At 69.1% G+C, this 20,436-nt stretch carries 17 protein-coding genes; 5 read left to right on the top strand and 12 right to left on the bottom strand.

The window, feature by feature from the left end; all coding sequences use genetic code 11:
- From nhaA to AB0B66_RS20815, 12 genes are all read right to left on the bottom strand, one after another.
- The gene (gene nhaA, locus AB0B66_RS20870) at positions 1 to 1,323 is read right to left on the bottom strand and encodes a Na+/H+ antiporter NhaA (RefSeq protein WP_360532078.1); all 1,323 of its coding nucleotides are present in this window, start codon (positions 1,321 to 1,323) and stop codon (positions 1 to 3) included.
- Between the two features lie 156 nt (positions 1,324 to 1,479).
- On the bottom strand, positions 1,480 to 2,550 hold the full coding sequence (locus tag AB0B66_RS20865; RefSeq protein ID WP_360532075.1) for a helix-turn-helix domain-containing protein: 1,071 nt from the start codon (positions 2,548 to 2,550) through the stop codon (positions 1,480 to 1,482).
- A 68-nt stretch (positions 2,551 to 2,618) separates the two neighbouring features.
- Positions 2,619 to 3,404 (bottom strand): ABC transporter permease subunit, encoded by a 786-nt coding sequence (locus AB0B66_RS20860; RefSeq protein ID WP_360532072.1) that lies wholly within the window; start codon positions 3,402 to 3,404, stop codon positions 2,619 to 2,621.
- The gene (locus AB0B66_RS20855; protein ID WP_360532069.1) at positions 3,385 to 3,738 is read right to left on the bottom strand and encodes a hypothetical protein; all 354 of its coding nucleotides are present in this window, start codon (positions 3,736 to 3,738) and stop codon (positions 3,385 to 3,387) included. Before AB0B66_RS20855 ends, AB0B66_RS20860 begins: the two co-directional genes overlap by 20 nt.
- Before the next feature lie 161 nt (positions 3,739 to 3,899).
- Positions 3,900 to 4,670, bottom strand: coding sequence for an ABC transporter permease (locus tag AB0B66_RS20850; protein ID WP_360532066.1), 771 nt, complete (start codon positions 4,668 to 4,670; stop codon positions 3,900 to 3,902).
- Positions 4,667 to 5,383 (bottom strand): ABC transporter ATP-binding protein, encoded by a 717-nt coding sequence (locus AB0B66_RS20845; RefSeq protein ID WP_360532063.1) that lies wholly within the window; start codon positions 5,381 to 5,383, stop codon positions 4,667 to 4,669. The genes AB0B66_RS20850 and AB0B66_RS20845 overlap by 4 nt, the downstream gene beginning before the upstream one ends.
- Positions 5,380 to 5,949 (bottom strand): TetR/AcrR family transcriptional regulator, encoded by a 570-nt coding sequence (locus tag AB0B66_RS20840; RefSeq protein ID WP_360532060.1) that lies wholly within the window; start codon positions 5,947 to 5,949, stop codon positions 5,380 to 5,382. The genes AB0B66_RS20845 and AB0B66_RS20840 overlap by 4 nt, the downstream gene beginning before the upstream one ends.
- Before the next feature lie 455 nt (positions 5,950 to 6,404).
- The gene (locus AB0B66_RS20835; protein ID WP_360532057.1) at positions 6,405 to 8,435 is read right to left on the bottom strand and encodes a right-handed parallel beta-helix repeat-containing protein; all 2,031 of its coding nucleotides are present in this window, start codon (positions 8,433 to 8,435) and stop codon (positions 6,405 to 6,407) included.
- Positions 8,436 to 8,658: 223 nt separating this feature from the next.
- The gene (locus AB0B66_RS20830) at positions 8,659 to 9,213 is read right to left on the bottom strand and encodes a DUF624 domain-containing protein (RefSeq protein ID WP_360532054.1); all 555 of its coding nucleotides are present in this window, start codon (positions 9,211 to 9,213) and stop codon (positions 8,659 to 8,661) included.
- A gap of 144 nt (positions 9,214 to 9,357) precedes the next feature.
- Positions 9,358 to 10,311, bottom strand: coding sequence for a carbohydrate ABC transporter permease (locus AB0B66_RS20825; protein ID WP_360532051.1), 954 nt, complete (start codon positions 10,309 to 10,311; stop codon positions 9,358 to 9,360).
- A 9-nt stretch (positions 10,312 to 10,320) separates the two neighbouring features.
- Positions 10,321 to 11,373, bottom strand: a complete 1,053-nt coding sequence (locus AB0B66_RS20820) for an ABC transporter permease subunit (protein ID WP_360532048.1) — start codon at positions 11,371 to 11,373, stop codon at positions 10,321 to 10,323.
- A gap of 89 nt (positions 11,374 to 11,462) precedes the next feature.
- The gene (locus tag AB0B66_RS20815) at positions 11,463 to 13,157 is read right to left on the bottom strand and encodes an extracellular solute-binding protein (protein ID WP_360532045.1); all 1,695 of its coding nucleotides are present in this window, start codon (positions 13,155 to 13,157) and stop codon (positions 11,463 to 11,465) included.
- Positions 13,158 to 13,858: 701 nt separating this feature from the next.
- Here AB0B66_RS20815 and AB0B66_RS20810 point away from each other — a divergent pair.
- The 5 genes from AB0B66_RS20810 to AB0B66_RS20790 all read left to right on the top strand — a co-directional run bounded on the left by AB0B66_RS20810 (position 13,859) and on the right by AB0B66_RS20790 (position 20,239).
- A complete protein-coding gene (locus AB0B66_RS20810; protein ID WP_360532042.1) occupies positions 13,859 to 14,956 on the top strand; it encodes a LacI family DNA-binding transcriptional regulator in 1,098 nt (365 codons plus the stop codon).
- A gap of 67 nt (positions 14,957 to 15,023) precedes the next feature.
- Positions 15,024 to 15,311 carry a hypothetical protein gene (locus tag AB0B66_RS20805; protein ID WP_360532039.1) on the top strand — a complete coding sequence of 96 codons (288 nt, stop codon included), beginning with the start codon at positions 15,024 to 15,026 and terminating at the stop codon, positions 15,309 to 15,311.
- 26 nt (positions 15,312 to 15,337) lie between these two features.
- Entirely contained in the window at positions 15,338 to 16,864 is a 1,527-nt protein-coding gene (locus AB0B66_RS20800) for an alpha-L-arabinofuranosidase C-terminal domain-containing protein (protein ID WP_360532036.1), read from the top strand.
- Positions 16,864 to 18,552, top strand: a complete 1,689-nt coding sequence (locus tag AB0B66_RS20795) for a glycoside hydrolase 43 family protein (protein ID WP_360532033.1) — start codon at positions 16,864 to 16,866, stop codon at positions 18,550 to 18,552. The genes AB0B66_RS20800 and AB0B66_RS20795 overlap by 1 nt, the downstream gene beginning before the upstream one ends.
- Positions 18,545 to 20,239: a hypothetical protein gene (locus tag AB0B66_RS20790; protein WP_360532030.1), complete on the top strand. Its 1,695-nt coding sequence runs from the start codon at positions 18,545 to 18,547 to the stop codon at positions 20,237 to 20,239. The genes AB0B66_RS20795 and AB0B66_RS20790 overlap by 8 nt, the downstream gene beginning before the upstream one ends.
- Positions 20,240 to 20,436: the final 197 nt, after the last annotated feature.

Raw genomic sequence — 20,436 nt, 5'->3', positions numbered from 1 at the left:
TCAGCGATTGGTGGCCGTGGGTGTCACGACGTAGACGTCCGGGATGCCGTCGTTATCGGTGTCGAGCCGTTCGGCTTCGGCGATGCGCTGGTAGACGCGGGCGCGTGCCCGCAGGACGATGGTGGCCAAGGCTGCGGCTACCACTGACCCGGTGAGCACGGCGATCTTGGCCTGTGAGTCGGCCTCGGTGCCGAGCCCGAAGGAGAGTTCGCCGATCAGGAGGGAGACGGTGAAGCCGATTCCGGCGAGTACCGCCAGGCCGAGGACGTCGGACCAGGTGAGGCCTTCGTCGAGGGTGGCGGCGGTGAACCGGGCGACCAGCACGGTGGCCACCAGCACGCCGACGGTCTTGCCGATGACCAGCCCGGCGGTGATGCCGACGGCGACACGGGAGGTGAGGGCGTCGGTCAGGCCACTCAGGCCGCCGATGGTCACACCTGCCGACATGAGCGCAAAGACGGGCACGGCGACGCCGGCGGAGATCGGGCGCAGCCGGTGCTCGAAATGACCGGCCAGGCCGGGGTCGTGTGCGCCCTGCGCGTCGCCGTCGGGGCGGGAGCGGACCGGGACGGTGAAGGCCAACAGCACCCCGGCGACGGTGGCGTGGACGCCGGAGGCGTGCACGAGGGCCCAGGTCGCGGCGGCCAGGGGCAGCAGCAGCCATGGGGAGCGGTGGCGGCGCTGGACGAGTACCGCGAAGGCGGCCAGCGGGAGCAGCGCTGCGGCCAGGGGCAGCAGGTGCAGGCTCTGGGTGTAGAAGACGGCGATGATGACGATGGCGATGAGGTCGTCGACGACGGCGAGGGTGAGCAGGAACGTGCGCAGTGCCGAGGGCAGGTTACGGCCGATGACGGCGAGCACGGCAAGGGCGAAGGCGATGTCGGTGGCGGTGGGGATGGCCCAGCCGCCTGCGGTGGTCTCATCGGCGTGGTTGACGGCCAGGTAGATCAGCGCGGGGACGATCACACCGCCCACGGCTGCGGCGACCGGCACGACGGCGCGGCGGGGTTCGCGTAGGTCACCGGCGACGAATTCGCGTTTGAGTTCGAGTCCGGCGACGAAGAAGAAGACGGCCAGTAGCCCGTCGGCGGCCCAGACGCCCAGCGGCAGGTCCAGGTGCAGGGCTGCCGGGCCGACGGTGAACTCCCGCAGTGCGTCGTAGGCGGGCGCCCAGGGGCTGTTCGCCCAGATCATCGCGGTTACGGCTGCGGCGAGCAGCAGTGCTCCGCCGACGGTTTCCTGGCGCAGGATGTCGGCCAGGCGCCGGGTTTCGGGCCACGATCCCCGTCCGAAGATCACCTTGATGGGTGCAGAGGGGGACATACGGGCCTCCAGTTGGTCAGCATCATTAATTCGCCGACCAGGCTTCCCGGCACACCTGCGCCCCACCCTACCCGCATGATCACCGGCCGTGCGACTCGGTGATCATCGGCTGGGACGGCCGGTCGTTTGCCTGGTGGTCGCCGACAGGCGGCGTGGTCAGTGGCCGACGTCGTTCGGCCAGCCGAGTAGGCGGGCGCCGAGTACGGCGGTGTGCAGGGTGAACCGCTGGGTGGCTTCGCCAGGGTGGTATCCGGTGAGGGCGTGCACACGGTCGAGTCGGTAGGTGACGGCGCGGACGCTGATGTGCAGCTGCCGGGCGGTGGCGGTGTGGTTGCCTTCGTTGTCGAACAGCACGGCAAGGGTGTCCAGGTATGACTGCGCGCCGCCACGCGCCTGCGTGAGCGGGCCCAGGACGGTGGTGACCAGGTCGGTGATCGCGTCGCGGTCGCGCAGCAGCACCGGGAAGACCAGCAGGTCCGCCGCGTGCAGCACCGGGCTGGTGAACCCGAGCCGGTCGGCCAGGTGCAGGGCGTTGCGGGCCTCGTCCAGTGACGTGGTCAGCCCGGCCAGCCCGGGGTGGGTGCGTCCGACGGCGATCTGCCAGGCGCCGGCCGGCCGCAGGGCGTGCAGGTGCCGGGCCAGTTCCGCGGGCACGCCGCGCAAGCCGCCGGCGCATACGCAGATCAGCTGCTCGCCGCGGGCGCTGGTGAGGATGTTGGCGGCCCCGAACCGCGCGGCGAGGCCGTCGTCGACCGTGTGCGCGGCGGCCGCGGACATCCCCGGGACGTGGGCGACGACGACGGTGTGCTGCCCGGAAAGGCGGATCCCGTACCGCTGGGCGCGGGCGGCCAGACTGCCGGGGTCGGGGTGTGCGGCGAGCAGGTCGTCGATGAATGTGGCACGTTCGGTGTCACGGGAGGTTGTCTCGTCGCGGGCACTGCGGTGGTAGCCGTCGAGGACGGCCGCGGTGGCCGTGCGCAGCTGTGACAGCAGCGCGGCGGGGTCGGCGGGTGCGGCCGGGCCGACACCGGCGGCGTAGTGCTGCTCGGCGGCTGCCAGCAGCGTGTCGAGGGTGTCGGCGATCGTGATGGACGCTGCCGCGGCTCGGGCGCCGAGCGCGGCCGCGGTGTCGCCGCGGCGCCGGTCGGCCGAGGCCCGCGGTTGTGCCGGGTCGTCGAGCAGTCGCGCGCAGGCATCGGCGAGCCACGTGCGGGAGTCGTCGGTCATATCCCTGGTCCTTTGAGCGGGCGGACAGCGGGCGGCCGGCGGGCCGTCCGCTGTCTGCGGCGCTGGGTTCAGACGCCGACGTCGCGGCTGTCGAACATGATGATCCCGGCGACCGCCCCGGCGGTGCCGACTGCGGCCAGGGCGAGCAGGTGGGCGGGGTGCCAGCCGGTGTGCAGCGGGTCGGTGCCGATGAAGTAGTGGAACGGCGACAGCCACTTCAGCCACTGTCCGCCGTCGATCAGCCCGGACATGCCGCGCAGGGCGTACGTGGCGACCGCCAGCGCGCCGGTGACGCCGAGGGCCAGGCCGCGTCGGCCGGTGGCCGCGCCGACGGCGAAGGCGATACCCAGGAAGCACCAGGCCAGGCCGATCGGGCCGGCGGAGGCGGCGGCGATGTTCCCGGCCGGCACGTCGATGCCGACGCCCGGTGCCAGCATCAGTACGAGCACGCCGGGGATCGCCGCCAGCGCGGTCACGCTGAGCAAGGTCGCCAGCAGCCGCCGCGTCGCGAACGCGCGCCGCGACAGTGGGTTGACCATCAGCAGCTCGATGCCGCCGTCCTCCTCCGGGCGGGGGATGGTACGCACCGCCAGGATCAGCGCGGCCATGACCACCAGCAGCGGCCCGACCAGGCTGTACACGGTGGCCTGCAGGTAGCCCGCGCCGGAGGTCATGTCCTGGATGGACAGGAAGTCCTTCATGCCCGCCGGCAGCGCGTCGTCCTTGAGCTGCGCGGCGCCGGCGAAGTTGGCGTAGAACGAGGTGTAGATCGTGGTGAACGCGGCGATGCCGACGGCCCACCCGATGATGGCGCGGCGGTCGTCGCGCCAGGTCTTACGCACCAGCGGGGACATCGCCTGCTCCTTCGGAGTGGTAGTAGAAGCTGAGGAACGTCTCTTCGAGGTCCGGTTCGGTCGACAGCAGGTCGACGACCTCATGCCGGGCGGCGGCTTTGATCAGCGGGTCGAGGCGGCCGTCGACGGTGCAGCGCAGCACCGGCCCGGACACTGTCACGTCACTGACGCCGGGCAGGGCCGCGAACTCGGCCGCGTCGACCGGTCCGTCGAAGTGGATCTCGACGGTGCGTACGGCCCGCCGGCCCAGGGACTCGACCCGTTCGACGGCCGCGAGGCGCCCGTCGCGCACGATCGCGACCCGGTCGCCGATCGCCGCTGAACAGTCCAGCACGACACGACACGACACGACCGAGCAGCCGCTACCGGCGGGGGCCGTGGCTGTGGTGGCACGCGTGGCCGGTCGGAGCGGCGCGCCGAGGTCAGGGCCGGGTGGGGTGCCGGCCGGGGCATGTCCCACGCCCGGATCACATCACCCGCCGGGTGCGCCGGCATTCAGCGGTCGAGCTGCAGCCGGTGCCAGCAACGCAGAGTCAGCAGCCCGAACACGGTGGGAAAGATCGCCGCGAGCAGGAGCTGTCCGGCGGTGACGGTGTCCGGCAGCAGGGCCCACAGCGCCGGGGCTGCCGGAGGGAACCAGCCCCCGCCGGCACCGGCGACGACCACGATCTGGGTGACGGCCATCAGCCCGACCACCACCGCGATGGCGGGCAGCAGTCCGCGGCCGACGGTGGCCGCCCACGCCGCCGGGATCGCGAGCGTCGCGGTCATCAACGCCAGGGCGAACAGCCGGGCCAGCCCTGCCCAGTCGTCGGCACCAGGAACCTGCCCGAGGGTGGCGGTGCCTGCGGCGGCGACGGCGACGGTCACTGCGGCGGCGACCGCGGCAGCCCACAGCAGGAACACGACGAGTTTGGCCAGGGCGAGGGTGGTTCGGGGGATCGGTATGGCGAACAGGCCGGTGATCGTGCCGTCGGTGAACTCGCGGCCGAACATCCAGCTCAGGGCAACTCCGAACGCGAGCAGTGCGGCTGCTGCGGTGACCTGGGTCGCGGTGTCGAGTACGCCCGGCCAGCCGCCCGCGGCCACGATCGGCCCCAACTTGGCCGCCAGTTGCGGATTGCCGCTGCGGGCGGCTGCCGTGGTGGCTGCGGCGAGTGCGCCGACGCCGAGCGTGAGCAGGATCGCGGTGCTGGTCAGCACGCGTGACGCGGCGGCTTTGCGGGCTTCGACGGCGACCGCTGTGGCCAGCGTGCGCGGGTTCATGTCAGGCTCCGGTGGGTGTCGTCGTCGTGGACGAGGGCGAAGAACGACCGTTCGATGTCGACGCCGTGCGGGTCCAGGGCGCCGATGACCCGGCCCGCGTTGATGACGGTGATCCGATGGGCGATGCGGGCGACCTCGTCGAGGTGGTGGCTGGACACCAGGATCGCCGCGCCCGCTGCGGCGCGGCGCAGCAGCGCCTCGCGCAGCAGGATGACCCCGGCGGGGTCGAGGGCGTTGGTCGGCTCGTCGAGGACGATGACCTGCGGGTCGTGCTGCAGGGCGGCAGCGACGCCGAGGCGCTGGCGGTTGCCCAGAGACATCCGCCGCGCCCGCACGCCCGCGTAGCCGGTCAGGTTGAGCTCGGCCATGACCGCCTCGGCCATCCGCAGGGCCTGGATGCGGGAGGCTCCGTGCAGGCGGGCCGCCAGGACCAGGTTGGCGCGGCCGTCGAGTTCACCGTAGGCGAGCGGGGTCTCGACCAGGTGCCCCACGCGCGACCAGTCGGCCGACGCCAGCGGGCGGCCGTTGACGGTGACGGTGCCTTGGTCGGGGCGCAACATGCCCAGTAGCACGCGCATGAGGGTGGTCTTGCCGGCTCCGTTGAGCCCGACCAGGGCGTGGATCTGCCCGGAGGCGACGTGCAGGTCGATGCCGGTGATGCCGGCTCCGCCGGGAAAACGCCGGGTGACGGCGTCGGCCTGGATGCGGTTCATCGGCGGGCCGCAAGGGTGTCCAGGGCCGCCGATACCGCGTCGGTCAGCGCCGTGTCGTCGTGCCGGGACCACTGCAGCAGCGCGGCGGTGATACCGGCCAGCACGGCAGCCGCCGCGACCCGGGCAGCGGCCGGATCGGTTCCGTCGGCGACGAGCTGGTCGACCAGGATCTGCTCGGTCGCGGCGTTGTTGGCCGCGATCGCGGCCCGCAGCGACGGCGTGGCCGCGGCGATCCGGATCCGGCGGCGTACGTCCTGACCGGCGGGTTCGGGTAGCCGCGCCCACGCGGCGCGCAGGCCCTCGACGGCGCGGATGAGCGGCGGGAGGCGGCGTGGCTGCGCGGCGACGGCGTCGGCGATCAGCGGGTCGTACGGGTCCTCGACCACGAGCCGGTCCTTGGTGGCGAAATGGCGGAAGAAGGTCATCTCGGTGACCCCGGCGACCTGCGCGATCTGCGCCACCGTCGTCTGGTCGTAGCCATGCGTCTCGAACAGGTCCAGCGCGCATTCCTGCAGCCGGGAACGGGTCCGGGCGCGCCTGCCGGGGGCCGGTTCGTCATCGGTCATCATGAAATGTTAGTCACTAACATTTGGAGATCACAAGTGCGGCGGCTCCCGCTTGTGTTCCGACAGCGCGATGAGCGCGTGCGCTCCCCACCGAACGCCTGGCCGTACGACGCCCGCATGACTGTCTACGGCATCGCCGCGCGGATGCCCTCCACAGACGTGCTGCGGCGGCGGTGCAAGGCGTTGGCAGTCCTTGACGCGATCATCGGAGGCGACTACTACACCAACAACCGCGCGAGGGGCAATGACGAGGCGGCGTCGATGCGCAACGGCAGCGGCGACGAGTACGACCTCGTCTTCACGGCCGACGGTGCCTTCATCCGTGGCGTCTACCACGAGTCGTCGATGTTCACCAACACACGTGGACAGCTGTGGCCAGGCCTGCTCGACGGCCTACCCGAGGAGTTCCAGTCCCAGGTGTCCGAGCCCGCCTTCAGTCATCCGGATGGCACGCTTCAGGACGGTCCTAGCGCCGGTTCTGGCGCGGCGAGTATCCGGGTGACGGGCGCCGATGCGGCGAAAGGCCCGGGCACAACCTCACCTCGGAGGATCCCACAGAGGTCGGCGCTCATGTCCAGGTCAGACCCGTCGGGGTTGGTGTAGCCCATCTCGGCTTGGTAGCTGGTCCCGAGGCGGTCGGTGGTCACCGGGGCGACCACGTGGCTGCCCGGATGGGTCACCTCGACGCGAAGGGTGCCGGCTGCGGTGTCGAGCACCTCGACTCGCACGGGTGATGCGCCCGTGATGATGGCCGTGGGCTCCGCGCGGAACGGCTCGGCGCCCTCCGCGTAGAGGTTGCCCTCGATCCAGACTGGGAGGCGTGGCCCGGCCATCGCGCTGCCGTGCTCGTTCGGGTACTCCTGCGCCGTCGGGTAGGCGTCGTACTGCGAGGTGCCCACCGGGGTGGGCACGAAGGTGGCCTGCCCGGGCACGCCGTCCATGTCGATCGCGCCGGACCAGAAGCTCGCGAGCGTCGATTCCGACTGCGGTTCGGTGTGCTCGGCGCGCGCGCCGTCGCCGACGAAGACGTTGTTGTAGAACCGGTTGTCTCCACCGAGGATGTTCGAGACTCCGTAGACGGCCGTGGAGTGCGGGAGGTGGTACGGGGTGTACCGCTGGTGCTCGGTGCAGTTCGCGATGCGACCGGCGATGTAGTTGTGCACGTAGGCGCCGCCGCTGGACATGTCCTTGACCGCCCACGGTGACAGGAACAGGTTCGAGTCCACGAGGTAAGGGCCGTGGCAGACCTCGACCATGAAGTCTTCGGCGGTGGAGGCGTAGAAGACGTTGCGCCGCACCAGGGTGCCCTGGGCCTGCCAGTCGAGCCACAGGGCACGGTGCGTGTGATGGATGGTGTTCCCGCTGATCACGGTGTCGATCGCGGCATGCAGCTTGATGCCGGCCACCTCGGCGCCATGCCACTGACGCTTCACGTGGATGCGGGAGATGTGGTTGTCGCTGATGGTCGAGAACGCCGCCCCCAGGTGCCCGACGATGCCGGCCTGCTCGCAGTCCCGGATCATGTTGCGGCGCACCGTGTGGGAGCCGACGTGATCCCGGTCCCACGGGTGCGGCTCGCCCGCGGCGGGCCCGCGCAGGGCGAGCGCCCGCTGGATCACCTCGCGCTCGCGCTGAGTGCCGCCCTTGGCGCCCTTCGGCCCCGCGGCGGCCTCGTTCTGCCCGGTGCTGGCCTCTTTGCCCAGCGAGACGCCGACGTTCTTCGAGTCGGTGATCGTGTTGTCCTCGATCACCCAGCCCTTTGACCAGTGTGGGCCGATCAGGCCCTCTTGCAGCGCCGTGGGCGGGGCCCACTGCGTGGCGGCCTTCGTCAGGGTGAAGCCGCGCACCGTGATGTAGTCAATGCCCGTGGCGGCGGGCCAGAAGACGAACTTGCGCGCGTTGATCTCGATCTGGTGCTCGGCCGGGTCGGCGTCCCCGAAGTTCGCCCAGATCGTGGTGACGTCGTCGCCTACCTCGCAGTACCAGGTCAGCAGTGAGCCCGCCTGGTCGAACGAGTCCACGGTGACCTCGGGGTGCTCGACGCCGGCCATGGTCGGCGACTCGTACAACGACTTGCCGTCGAGATACACCTCGCCCGTGTGCCAGGTGTTGACCTGGTCGAAGAACCAGTCCCCACCGATGCGCTCGAGGTAGGGGTTGCGCGACCCGAACAGGGAGTTCGGCACGGTCGCCACCCAGACCCGGCCCGCCGAGCCGGCGTGCGGATGCCAGTCGCCGATCACCTCAGCACCCGAGATCGTCACCTTCTCGAACAGGCCATCCGGGCCCAGCGCAGGCTGGTAGGTGATCGGCGCAGCAGCCGTACCGCCGCGCGGCGGGTTCACCCACTCGCGGTACACGCCTTCGTGCACGACGACGGTGTCTCCCGGCTGAGCCAGCGCCGCGGCAGCACCGATCGTGAGCAGGGGGGCTTGCGCGGTTCCGGCGGCGGTGTCGGAACCAGACTTCGCGACGTGCAGCTCCACGCCGGTAATCTCAGCCTCAGGGACGGGGAAAGTAAGAGCGCTGCCGGCCATTGATGATCTCGATTTCTGGAGTTTCTATCGGTACTTGGAGGTCTGCGTCTGAGTGCGATTACCCTGCGACCCACGGTGATCGGCGGTCCACGCCACTGACCGACATCGCCGGGCATGCTCAGCCTTGACGGAGCCTCGCCCCGAGACAACTCAGGTCTACGGCTGGAGAGCGTCAGATCTCCGCCTCCTTCGGCTCCGGTTGCACGTACCCCCGGGCGAGGAAGAACCGCTCGAGCAGGTAGCACCACCACAGGAGGATCAGGCCGGGCGCCACGAACACCGCGGGCATGAAGTTCCAGATGGCGACGCCTCCGAGGACGACGGCGATCCCGAGCAGGAACGTCAGGCTGGGCGTCGTCAGCCCCAACGTGAGCCCGTTGAGCAACTGGCGCCAGGTGGGGTTGGTGAAGCGGGCTGCGAGGGGGAGGCACCAGAAGACCAGGAGCAGGAGGAAGAATCCGACGACAATGAGCGGCACCCAGACCTCGGCCAGCCCGAGAGTGGGCAGGTAGGAGAGCGTGAGGATGCCCACGGCCGCGACCGGGACGGCCAGCAGGCCGATGACGGTCGCCTGCCTCCAGCTCTGCCGCAAAGCCTTCGTGGCGATGGCCCAGAGGCCTGCGTCCTTGCCCAGGACGTACCGGCGGCACACCTCGTAGGCGACCACCGTTCCCGCTCCCGCCGTCACGACGAGGCCGAGGCTGACGAGCCAGAACAGGCTGATCACGATGACGGAGCCGAGCGAGTCCAGGATGCGCCACAGTCGCGACGCGGGGTTGTAGCGGAAGATGGTCGGCGCCTTTCCGTGTGTGGAGTTGCGGGGTCGTGAGGACGGGGTCGGCCTGCCGCGGCGGGCGGGAGCCCGGTGCCGTCAGCCCTTCACGGAGCCGATCACGAGACCGGACACGAAGTGCTTCTGCAGGAACGGGTAGACGAACAGGATGGGGACGGCCGCCACCACGGTGATCGTCGATCGCAGCGCGATCGGTGTGGTGACCTGCCCGCCAGACTGCGCGCTGCCCGTGGCGGCCACGGAGTTCACGCCGGCGTTCATCGAGCTCGCCAGTAGCTTCTGCAACTCGTACTGCAGGGTGGACAACGCCTGATCGCCCGAGTTGTAGAGCAGGGTGTCCAGCCAGGAGTTCCAGCTGGCCACGGCCACGAACAGACCCACCACGGCCAGCGCGGGCTTGCACAGCGGCATCACGATCTGCCACCACATGCGGAACTCGCCCGCGCCGTCGGTCCGTGCCGACTCGATGATCTCGTCGGGGATCGACTTCATGTACGTGCGCAGGACGATCAGGTTGAATGCGCTGATGATCGTCGGCACCCAGTAGGCCTGGAAGCTGTTCAGCATGCCCAGGTCCCTGATGAGCAGGTAGTTGGGGATCAGCCCGGCGTCGAAGTACATCGTCAGCACGAAGATCAGGGTGATCGAGCGGCGGAAGATGAACTCTTTGCGGCTGAGCGCGTAGGCGAGCATCGAGGTGAAGACCAGGTTTGTCGCCACCACCACGACCGTCTTCAGGACGCTCATGACGAACGCCTGGTAGATCGTGGTCATGTTGAACACGACGTTGTAGTTCTGCAGCGAGAAGACCCGAGGCCAGATGCCGATCCCGCCACGGACGGCGTCGTTGCCGTCGTTCAGGGAGATGGCGAGCGTGTTCAGCAGCGGGTAGATCATGAGCGCCGCGAGGGCCAGCAGGAAGGTCGTGTTGAGCGTCGTGAAGATGATCTGCTCGACCGTCCGCTTGCGACGCCGTGACCCGCCTCGTGATGCGCGCCGCGTCAGAGGCTTCGCGACAGTGGTGCCTGACATGAAGTCCTCCTAGACCAGCGTCTCTTGGTTGAGGCGCTTGGCCGCTAGGTTCGCCGAGCCCACCAGGATGACGGCGACGATGGTCTTGAAGATGCCCGCGACGACGGCGAGGCTGTAGTTGCCCAGCTGGTAGCCATAGCGCAGCACGAAGACGTCGATGGTCTCGGACTTTTCGGACACCAGGCCGTTGCCGAGGAAGTACGGCAGCTCGAAGTTCGTGGACAGGATCCAGCCGCTGTTGATGATGAGCAGCACGACGATCGTGGGCCTGATGCTCGGGAGCGTGATGCTGAACATCTTGCGATAGCGGCCCGCTCCGTCGACCTCGGCGGCCTCGTACAGGCCCGGGTCGATCGCAGTGATCGCGGCCAGGTAGAGGATCGTGTTCCAGCCCAGCTCCTTCCACAGGTTCGTCCCGGCGACGATCTCCCAGAAGTAGTTCGGCTGGGTCAGGAACAGGACCGGCTCGTCGACGATGTGCAGGCTCATGAGGCCCTGGTTGATGAACCCGCCGGAGGAGGGCAGCGAGAGCGCCACCGATGCCAGGCTCGCCACGATCACCCAGCTGAGGAAGTGGGGCATGTACGTGATGTTCTGCATGATCCGCTTGAACGGCAGGTTCTTGACCTCGTTCAGCAGCAGCGCCAGGACGATGGCCCCGAAGGTCCCGACGATCAGGGTCAGGACCGACTGTCCCATCGTGTTGACCACGACCTGGCGGAACCGCTCACCGTTGACACCGGTGAACAGGTTGTAGAAGTTTTCGAGGCCCACCCACTGCTGGTTCCAGATGCTGCCGCGACCCGGCTTGTAGTGCTGGAAGGCGATCGCCCAGCCGTAGACCGGGACGTACTTGAACAGGATCTGGTACAGCAGCAGCGGGACGGACATCGCGAGCAGGGCTCGCTGCGCCCAGACCCTGTCCCAGGTGATCTTGCGCTTGGGATCCTTCGCTGCGTTCTTTCGGGCCCTGCGCTGCTGGGCACGCGAGCTGCTCGCGGGCTCCGGGGCCGGTTCGGCCCCGGAGGCGGGCACAGGGGTGCTGACCGTGGTGTCCGACATCTGTCCAACCTCGTCAGGAGCAGTGGGCGGTAATCGAGAACGCGTCGTGGTGGGGGCGCATGCCGCCCACCACGACTGCTCGCAGACTGTTACCAGTTGGCCAGACGGTTCTTGATGCCGGCGTTGACGGCGTCCTCGTACGCCTTGACGTCGACCTTGTGGATGGAGTCGACGTAGGCCTGCCAGTTCTTGTCGAAGTCGGCGGGATTGCCGGCGATGATCTTCGGCAGGTTCTGCACGCTGGTGTCGGTCAGCTGCTGGTTGACCTGGTTGGCGTCGTCGGAGAGCTTGATGTTCCAGGCCGGGTAGTACTTGGGGTTTTCCGGCGCCTTGTTCATGAAGTCAAGCCAGGTCTTCTTGTTGCCGTACTTGGCCATGAAGTTCTTGTCGTAGTCGCTCAGCGTCGCGTAGAACTCGGCGGGCTGGTCGTCGGGGCTGTAGGCGTTGCCGTCGGAGAACTTGCCCTGGTGCTTGGGCAGCATGTCGAGCAGCGCGTCGAGACGGTTGTGGGAACGCCAGGTGATGTCCTTGTAGTTCTTGCGCTGCTCGTCCGTGCGGGAGAAGACGCCGTCGGCGCCGACCTGGTAGTCCTCGCCGGCGATGCCCCAGGAGAGCGTCTTCTGCCACTCCTCGCTGAGCATGGTGTCGAGGAACTTCAGTGCCTTCTTCGGCTGCTTGCTGGAGACCGAGACGCCGAACCCCTGGTTGATGTTCATGACGGCGCGGTCGGCGTACCAGGGCGTCACCCCGTCGTAGACGGGCATGAGGGGCACATAGGTGTTCTCGTCCTTGCCGGCGCTCTGCAGCGACTGGGTGGCGGTCCCGAAGTTCCAGCCCTGGTCGTGCATGCCGAGGACGGCGCCGGTGGCCAGCTTCGCGGTGTACTGGTCGAACGTCAGGGTGAAGGACTCGCGGTCGACGAGACCCGCGTTGTACTGCTGGTTGAGGACCTTGTAGAAGTTTTTCGCGACGTCCTTGTCGGCGTAGATCGACGCGTTGTTGTTGCCGTCGACGATGACGCCACCGTTGTTCGGGGAGCCTGCCAGCAGCGCCGGCGGGTTGGTCATGCCCCACTCACGGCCCTTGGACGCCAGAATCTCGAAGCCGACGGTCGGGGCGCCGTTGGTCTGGGGGTGCTTGGCCTTGTAGTCCGAGATGAGCTGGAAGTAGCGGTCGAGCGTCATGTTGCTGAGGTCTGGGTAGCCGGCGTCGGCGAGCACACGCTTCTGGATCCAGAACGCGGGACCGTAGTAGGTGCCGCCGGTGATGTCGCCGTAGAAGCGGTTGTAGTTCGGGAAGATGTACAGGCCCTTGTCCACCTCGTCGCCCGAGTAGCTCATCTTCTTGATGTCGTCCTTGACGTGCGCGGCGAGGTCGGGGTAGGTCCCAGTCTTCAGCATGTCGTCCAGGCGCCGCAGAGCGCCGCCCTCCAGGAAACGCTGCTTCAGGTCGCCGGTGCCGATGAGGTCGGGGTACTGACCGCCCGCGAGCATGACACCGATCTTCTGGTCCTCGTTGTCCGGCGTGACGATCTCGTACGTGAGGGTGACACCGAGCTTGTCCTTGAGCAGCTTGGTGATCTTGTTGTCGGGTGCCGGGGCCTGCTGGGCCGACGTGATCCAGACCGAGAGCGTCGTCGGGTTGCTGGGGCTTAGCGTTTCCGAGTCGTCCGCGCTTTCGTCCGACGTGCAGGCAGGCAGGGCGATCAGTGCCATGGCCGTGGCGGCCACGGCGAGCTGCCGCCCGGCCCGGCGCAGGCCGCCGAGTCTAAGGGTGCGCTTCATGTCTCTCCTTTCGGGAACGGTCCGGACGTCTCTGCTGTGAGAAAACTGTCCGGGCGATGTTGACCGGAAGCTGTGCGCCGCGGACGCGAATTCGGGCTCGCGTCTTAACCGCGGCGTGATTTTAGCGATAAAGTAGAGAGGCGATCGAGTTCCGTCAAGCCCCGCGCACGAACCGAGACTCCGCCGTGACGTCCCGGTCCACACGCGAGGAGCCGCATGCGCCGCACCCTGCAGAACGACGCCCCGTCGGCGTACAGGTTGGCGTGGACGGGTAGGTACGGCTGAACGTACCCAGCTCGCCGTACGCGATCGATCTCGCAGCGTGGCTGCCCGTTCACTTCGGCCACTTCGGACCTGACAGCTGCCCGGCGCGGCGTGCGCGAAGCGGCCGGCCGGCCGCGCTGGTTCGAGCCCGCCGCCCGACTCTTCCGGCGGACGACGAGCTACCCAACGCCGACAAGCGGCATGCCCCACCCATCGTCACGGCAGTCGACTCTGGATCCTGCAGAAGCCGGGTACGGTCAGCCGTACCCGGCTGGGTGCCTTCGCTCGTACGCCGACATCGTCACCATCTGCTGGCATTGCCCGCCGGATGGACACCGGGAAAGGCACGCGCACCGTGTGTCCGGGGCGGTGACACCGTCGATCTCGAGCCGTCAGGCGCGGTGGACTCACTTGCCAAGCCGTATTTTATCGATAATATGACGGCACCCCGCGGTATGGCCGAGCCGCGAGCCTCTCGTCAGAGATTGCTGGGGTGGCAGAACGTCGCGCACAGGAGGATACACATGGCGAGGGTGACGATGGCGGACGTCGCCCGTGAGGCGGGCGTGTCGGCCATGACCGTGTCGAACGTCCTCAACGAGCGCCTCCCGGTCAACGAGCCGACGCGTGCCCGCGTCATGGCCGCCGTCGCGGCTCTGGGGTACGAGGTCAACCTGACCGCGCGACACCTGCGCGCGGGACGGACCGACACCGTCGCCTTCATCGTGCCCAGCTTCCACGACTACTTCGGTGAGATCGCCGACAAGATCGCGCCGCTGATCGAGGCCGACGGGCGGCACCTCGTCCTCGAGCGGACGAGCGCCAGCCCGGAGCATGAGATGGCGGCGGTGAGCGTCGCGCGACTGCAGTACTACGACGGCGTCCTGCTGTCCGTCGCCGGCCTCGACCGCGACCAGCTGGACCGCGTGCGCACGCCCAAGCCGATCGTGCTGCTCGGCGAGCGTGACGTGCCCGACCGCTTCAACCACGTGCGGCTGGCGAACGAAGAGGGCGCCCGCCTCGCGACGGCGCACATGATCGAGCACGGCTCGCGACGCATCCTTGCGCTGGGCTGCACATTCGACACCGCGCACATGATGTCGTCGGACCGCCGCGCTGGCTGGGAGCGCGCACTTCGCGATGCCGGCCTCGATGTCGACGCACGCCATGTGGTGCCCGTCTCCACCTACACGTCGGCGGCCGGACGCGAGGCCCTGCTCGACGTCATCGCGTCCGGTCTGCCCTTCGACGGCGTCTTCGCCGTCACCGACGTCATCGCACTCGGCGCGATCGCGGCCCTGGCAGAGAGCGGGCTTCGGGTGCCCGTCGACGTCCAGCTCGCCGGGTTCGACAACCTCGACATGGCGAGGTTCGTCCCGCCCGGCCTCACCTCCGTCGACGCGGACCATGAAGGTGTCGCCGAGACCGCAGTGGGTCTGCTGCGCCGGCAGATGGCGGGCTGGACCGGCCCGGCCGAGCACGTCGTCGCGCCCGTCAGTCTCGTGGTGCGTGGCTCCACCCGCGGTGGCGCGTAGGGCCGTGCACTCACGCGCGGAACGCCGCGCGCCCCTCTAGCCCGGTTCGGTCGAAGGGAACCAAGCTGTGAGCACCTCTGCGCGCACGTCCGCCTTACGCGCCGTGCCCGCATCCCCGCTCGCGGGGACGCGGCACCGGCCGCTGCCGATCCCGTCCGTACGCCTTGTCGGCGGTCCGCCGGCAGCCTGGCAGCAGGGCAACGACGCCGCGGACGGCCGCTACGGCCCCGACACCGCCACCGAGCTCGGCGACGAGCGAACGGTGACAGCGATCCCGTTGTCGACCTGGGGCGACCGTGCCCTCGGCCCGATGCGGGTCTGGCCTCCGCGAGCTCCTCGCTGCGGCCTGCAATGACGGACCACGCACCTGATGGGAATACGATGACGACGAGCACGATCGCAGTGATCGACCTCGACCTGCCCGGCGCCACGATCAGCCGGCACGTGTACGGGCACTTCGCCGAGCACCTGGGGCGGTGCATCTACGGCGGGTTCTGGGTGGGCGAGGACTCGCCGGTCGCGAACGTGCGGGGCATCCGCTCGGACGTGGTCGAGGCGTTGCGGGCGATCTCGATCCCGAACCTGCGCTGGCCGGGCGGCTGCTTCGCCGACGACTACCACTGGCGTGACGGCGTCGGCCCGCGCGAGAGCCGCCCGCGGATGGTCAACTCGCACTGGGGCGACGTGGTGGAGGACAACGCGTTCGGCACGCACGAGTTCATGGACCTGTGCGAGCTGCTCGGTGCGGACCCGTACGTGTCGGGGAACGTGGGGTCCGGGTCGGTGGCGGAGATGTCGGAGTGGGTGGAGTACCTGACCCGGGCGGACGACTCACCGATGGCGGCGCTGCGGTGGGCCAACGGGCGCGAGCAGCCGTGGCGGGTGCCGTTCTGGGGACTGGGCAACGAGGCGTGGGGCTGCGGCGGCAACCTGCGCGCCGAACAGTTCGCGTCGCTGGCCCGGCAGTACGCCACCTACTGCCGCAACCACGGCGGCAACCTGCTGTACCGGATCGCGGCGGGCGCGAACGAGGCCGACCTGCACTGGACCGAGACGCTCATGCGCTCGTTCGACGACCTGGCAGCGGACCGAGCCGGTTCGGCGGGCCCGTTCCAGGCCGTGTCGCTGCACTACTACACGATGGCCGGGCCGTGGTCGGACAAGGGCGACGCCACCGGGTTCAGCACGGACCAGTGGTACGTGACCATGGCCCGCGCCCGGCGCATGGAAGAGCTGCTCACCCGGCACTCCACGGTCATGGACCGCTACGACCCGCACCGCAAGGTCGGCCTGGTCGTGGACGAGTGGGGCACGTGGTGGAACGTGGAGAAGGGCACCAACCCCGGGTTCCTGTACCAGCAGAACACGCTGCGCGACGCCCTGGTCGCCGCCGTGCACTTCGACGCGTTCCACCGTCACGCCGAGCGCGTGGTCATGGCGAACATCGCCCAGACCGTCAACGTGCTGCAGGCCATGATCCTCACCGACCCCGACAGCGGGGCGCTCGTGCTCACCCCGACGTACCACGTGTTCGCCATGAACACCGGCCACCACGACGCCGCCGCCCTCGCGGTGCATCTGCGCGGCGTCGAGACTCGCGCCGTCGGGGCGACCGAGCTGCCGCTCGTCTCGGCGTCCGCGTCGGTCAAGGGCGACACCGCCCTGGTCTCGCTGTCCAACCTCGACGCCGAGACGGACCGCACCCTCGTCCTGGACCTGCGCGGCCGCGATGTCGTCGGGCACAGCGCGCGGGTGCTGACCGCCAAGGCGCTCGACGCGCACAACACTCCCGAACAGCTCGACGCCGTCGCCCCTACCGACCATGCCGGCGTGCACCCCCACCCCCGGGGGCTCGAGGTCGAGCTGCCTGCCCACTCCTACGTCACCGTGGCGCTCGAGCTGCGCTGATGGACCGACCGGAGGTGAACATCCGCGACGGCGGGGCGCGGGCGGGCGTCACCGACCCCGTCATCTTCGCGGACGTGCCCGACCCGGACGTCATCTTCGACGGCCGGTACTACTACATGGTCAGCACGACCATGTACTTCGCGCCGAGCGTTCCGATCATGCGCTCGGGCGACCTGGTGCACTGGTCCATCGCCGGGTACACCGCGGCGATCCTCGACGACACGGACGCGCTGGCGCTGCGCAACGGCCAGGACGCGTACGGCCAGGGCAGTTGGGCAGCGAGCATCAGGTTCCATGACGGGACCTACCACGTGTCGGTCGGCAGCCTCACCACGCAGCAGACGTACGTCTACTCGACTCCCGACATCGAGCACGGGCCGTGGACCAGGTCGGTGCTCGACGGGTACGCCCACGATCAGTCGCTGCTGTTCGACGGCGACGACGTCTGGCTTGTCTACGGTGGCGGGTCGATCGACCTGCGCAGGCTGCGGCGGCACGACGACGGGACCCTTGCCTGGGACGGCCCGGCGACCCGGCTCGTGCAGGACGCCAACGTCGACCAGACCAGCGGACTGAACGCCGAGGGCGCGCACGCGTACAAGATCGGGGACTACTACTACGTCTTCATGATCGAGTGGCCGTCGGGTGGCATCCGCCAGGAGGTGCTGTGGCGGTCGACGTCGCTGACGCCGCAGTCGGCCGGCGGCGTGTGGGAGGGCCGGGTCGTGCTCAGCCAGGGCGTGACGGTCGGGGGCCGACCCGGAACCGGCGTCGCCCAGGGAGGAGTCGTCCAGACATCCGACGGACAGTGGTACGCCATGCTGTTCCAGGACGAGGGCCCGCTGGGTCGTGCGCCTCAGCTCGTCGGCGTGACCTGGGACGACGACGGGTGGCCGGTGTTCGCTCTCCATCGGCAAGCGCCCGCGGCGGCCGCACGGACGGCCGGTGACGGGGCCGCCGTCGTCGCCTCGGACGACTTCGACAACCTCCTCGAGCGCGCGGGCCACTGGAACACGACCAACGCGGACCACCTGGCAGAGTCCGCCGAGAACGCATGGAACGGGTCGGACCTGGGGCTCCAGTGGCAGTGGAACCACAACCCGGACAACCGGTTCTGGTCGCTCACCGAGCGGCCCGGACACCTGCGGCTGACCACGGGCAGCGTCGCGTCGAGCATCCTCGATGCGCGCAACACGCTCACCCAACGCACGCTCGGACCCGCGAGCTCCGGCGCCATCTCGCTGGACGTCTCGCACATGAAGGACGGGGACGTCGCAGGCATCTCCGCCTACCAGCGCAAGTACGGATACATCGCCGTGACGATGGAGGGCGCGACCAAGAGCCTGGTGATGCGCCGGGCGGGCGGCGACGGCGTCATCGCCTTCACCAGCGCACCGGTGCCGCTGCGGGCGGACGTCGTCTACCTGCGCGCTGACGTCGACTTCCGGGATGGCGTCGATACGGCGTCGTTCGCGTACTCGTACGACGGCAGCGACTGGACGTGGCTGGGCGACACCCTGCGGATGCAATACGACCTCGCGCACTTCACCGGGTACCGGTTCGCCCTCTTCAACTACGCCACTGCCGAGCCCGGAGGCTACGTCGACGTGGACTGGTTCCGGGTCAGCGACCCCACCGCGCTCGCAAGCCCTGCTCACCGACGGAGCGAAGGAGCTGCTCATGACTGAGCAGGCGACGTCAGCCCTGCTGATCGACGGACAGGAACCCGCCGAGGTGCGGCTGCATCATGTGTGGAACGAGTGCGTCGGTGCCGGCCGCGCGAATGAGGCGTTGCGGGCGGACTGGCAGGCGCACTTCCGCGAGGCCGTCCAGGTGCTGGGCGCCCGGCACGTGCGCTTCCACGGCCTGTTCCACGACGACATGTTCGTCTACCGGACGGACAACGGCGGCGGCTTCGGCCCGAACCAGCCGCTGCCCGAGCCGGTCTACACGTTCGCATATGTCGACAAGGTGTTCGACGCGATCCTCGACGCGGGCGCCCGCCCGTTCGTGGAGCTCGGGTTCATGCCGCGCGAGCTCGCCACCCGGACCGAGACGCTGTTCTGGTGGAAGGCGCACTGCAGCCCGCCCAAGGAGATGGGCCAATGGGTCGCGCTGGTCGACGCCACCGTGCGGCACTGGATCGAGCGGTACGGCATCGACGAGGTGCGGCAGTGGCCGTTCGAGGTGTGGAACGAGCCGAACCTCGTGCCCAACTTCTGGACCGGGACGCGCACCGAGTACTTCGAGCTGTACGAGGCCACGGCGCGCGCGATCAAAGCCATCGACCCCCGGCTGCGGGTCGGCGGCCCGTCGACGAGCGTGTTCGTCCCCGACGCCCGTTACTCCGGAGAGACCCACGACCCGTCGCTAGAGGTCGAGACCGCGGTGGCCACCGACCCCGACGAGCTCGACTGGCAGCCGGTGTGGATCCACGAGCTGATCGAGTACTGCGCGCAGCGCGGGCTGCCGATCGACTTCCTCTCCACCCATCTGTATCCGACCGACTACGCGGCGGACTCCCTGGGCGACCTCAAAGCGATCACGCGCCAGAAGGACGCCACGTACGTCGACCTGCAGGTCCTGCGCACGATCATCGAGAACAGCCCGTACCCGGATGCCGAGCTGCACATCACCGAGTGGTCGACCTCGCCGTCGAGCCGCGACGCGATCCACGACACGCTCTTCGCCGCCGCGTACATCGTCCGGGCGTTCCTCAAGGGCGCGCCGCTGGCCGACTCGATCTCCTACTGGACCTTCACCGACGTGTTCGAGGAGGGCGGCGGCGGCATCGGCCCCTTCCACGGAGGCTTCGGATTCGTCAACGAGAACGGCCTGCACAAGCCGACGTTCCACGCGATGGCCATGCTCCACCGCCTCGGCGACCGCCTCCTGGCCGAGCTGCCCGACGGCGCCATCACCCGCTCGTCCGCGACGGGTGACGTGTCGGCCATCTTCTACAACTACCCCGCCGACATGGGCACGACGGGGCTCGCGTCCCGCAACGGCTACGCCGAGACGCGAGCCCTCGCCGAGATGGGCCCCGAGCGCCGCGTCCGGCACCGGGTCGAGGGACTGCGCCCGGGCACCGAGCTCACCGTGGAGATCCTCGACTGGGAGCACGGGAACGTCGCCGAGGCCTGGTACCAGATGGGCGCCCCGCTCAACATCACGCGGGAACAGACCGCCGAGCTGCGCCACGTCGCCGACGGCCTCCACCGCAGCACGCTGACCGTCGGCGACGACGGCGTTCTCGACATCGACCTCACGCTGCCCGCCTGGGCGGTCGCCTCGGTCGCGCCGACGCTCGCCCGCGCCGCTGCCTGCCGCATTCCAGGAGCTCTTCGACCACGAGGAGGGTCTGTTCGGCACTGAGGACGCGTAGATGTGCGAGTACACCGACGACGGTGCCTACGGGTGCGGATTGGACATGCCGCACGTCACCCCTGTGTGGATGCGTGTCCAAGACGATGGCATCGTGGTGCCCCGCCAGCCGTCCGGCAGCTCAAGGCAGACAGCCCGCCGAGTGCGGTGGGCAGATCGGTATCCGGATCTGCGGTCGCGCCGACACT

It is taken from the genome of Catellatospora sp. NPDC049111 (genome assembly GCF_040648615.1).
Lineage (GTDB): Bacteria > Actinomycetota > Actinomycetes > Mycobacteriales > Micromonosporaceae > Catellatospora > Catellatospora aurea.
Note: the sequence above shows the minus strand (reverse complement) of the source record. Positions and strands in the feature narration are given on the sequence as shown.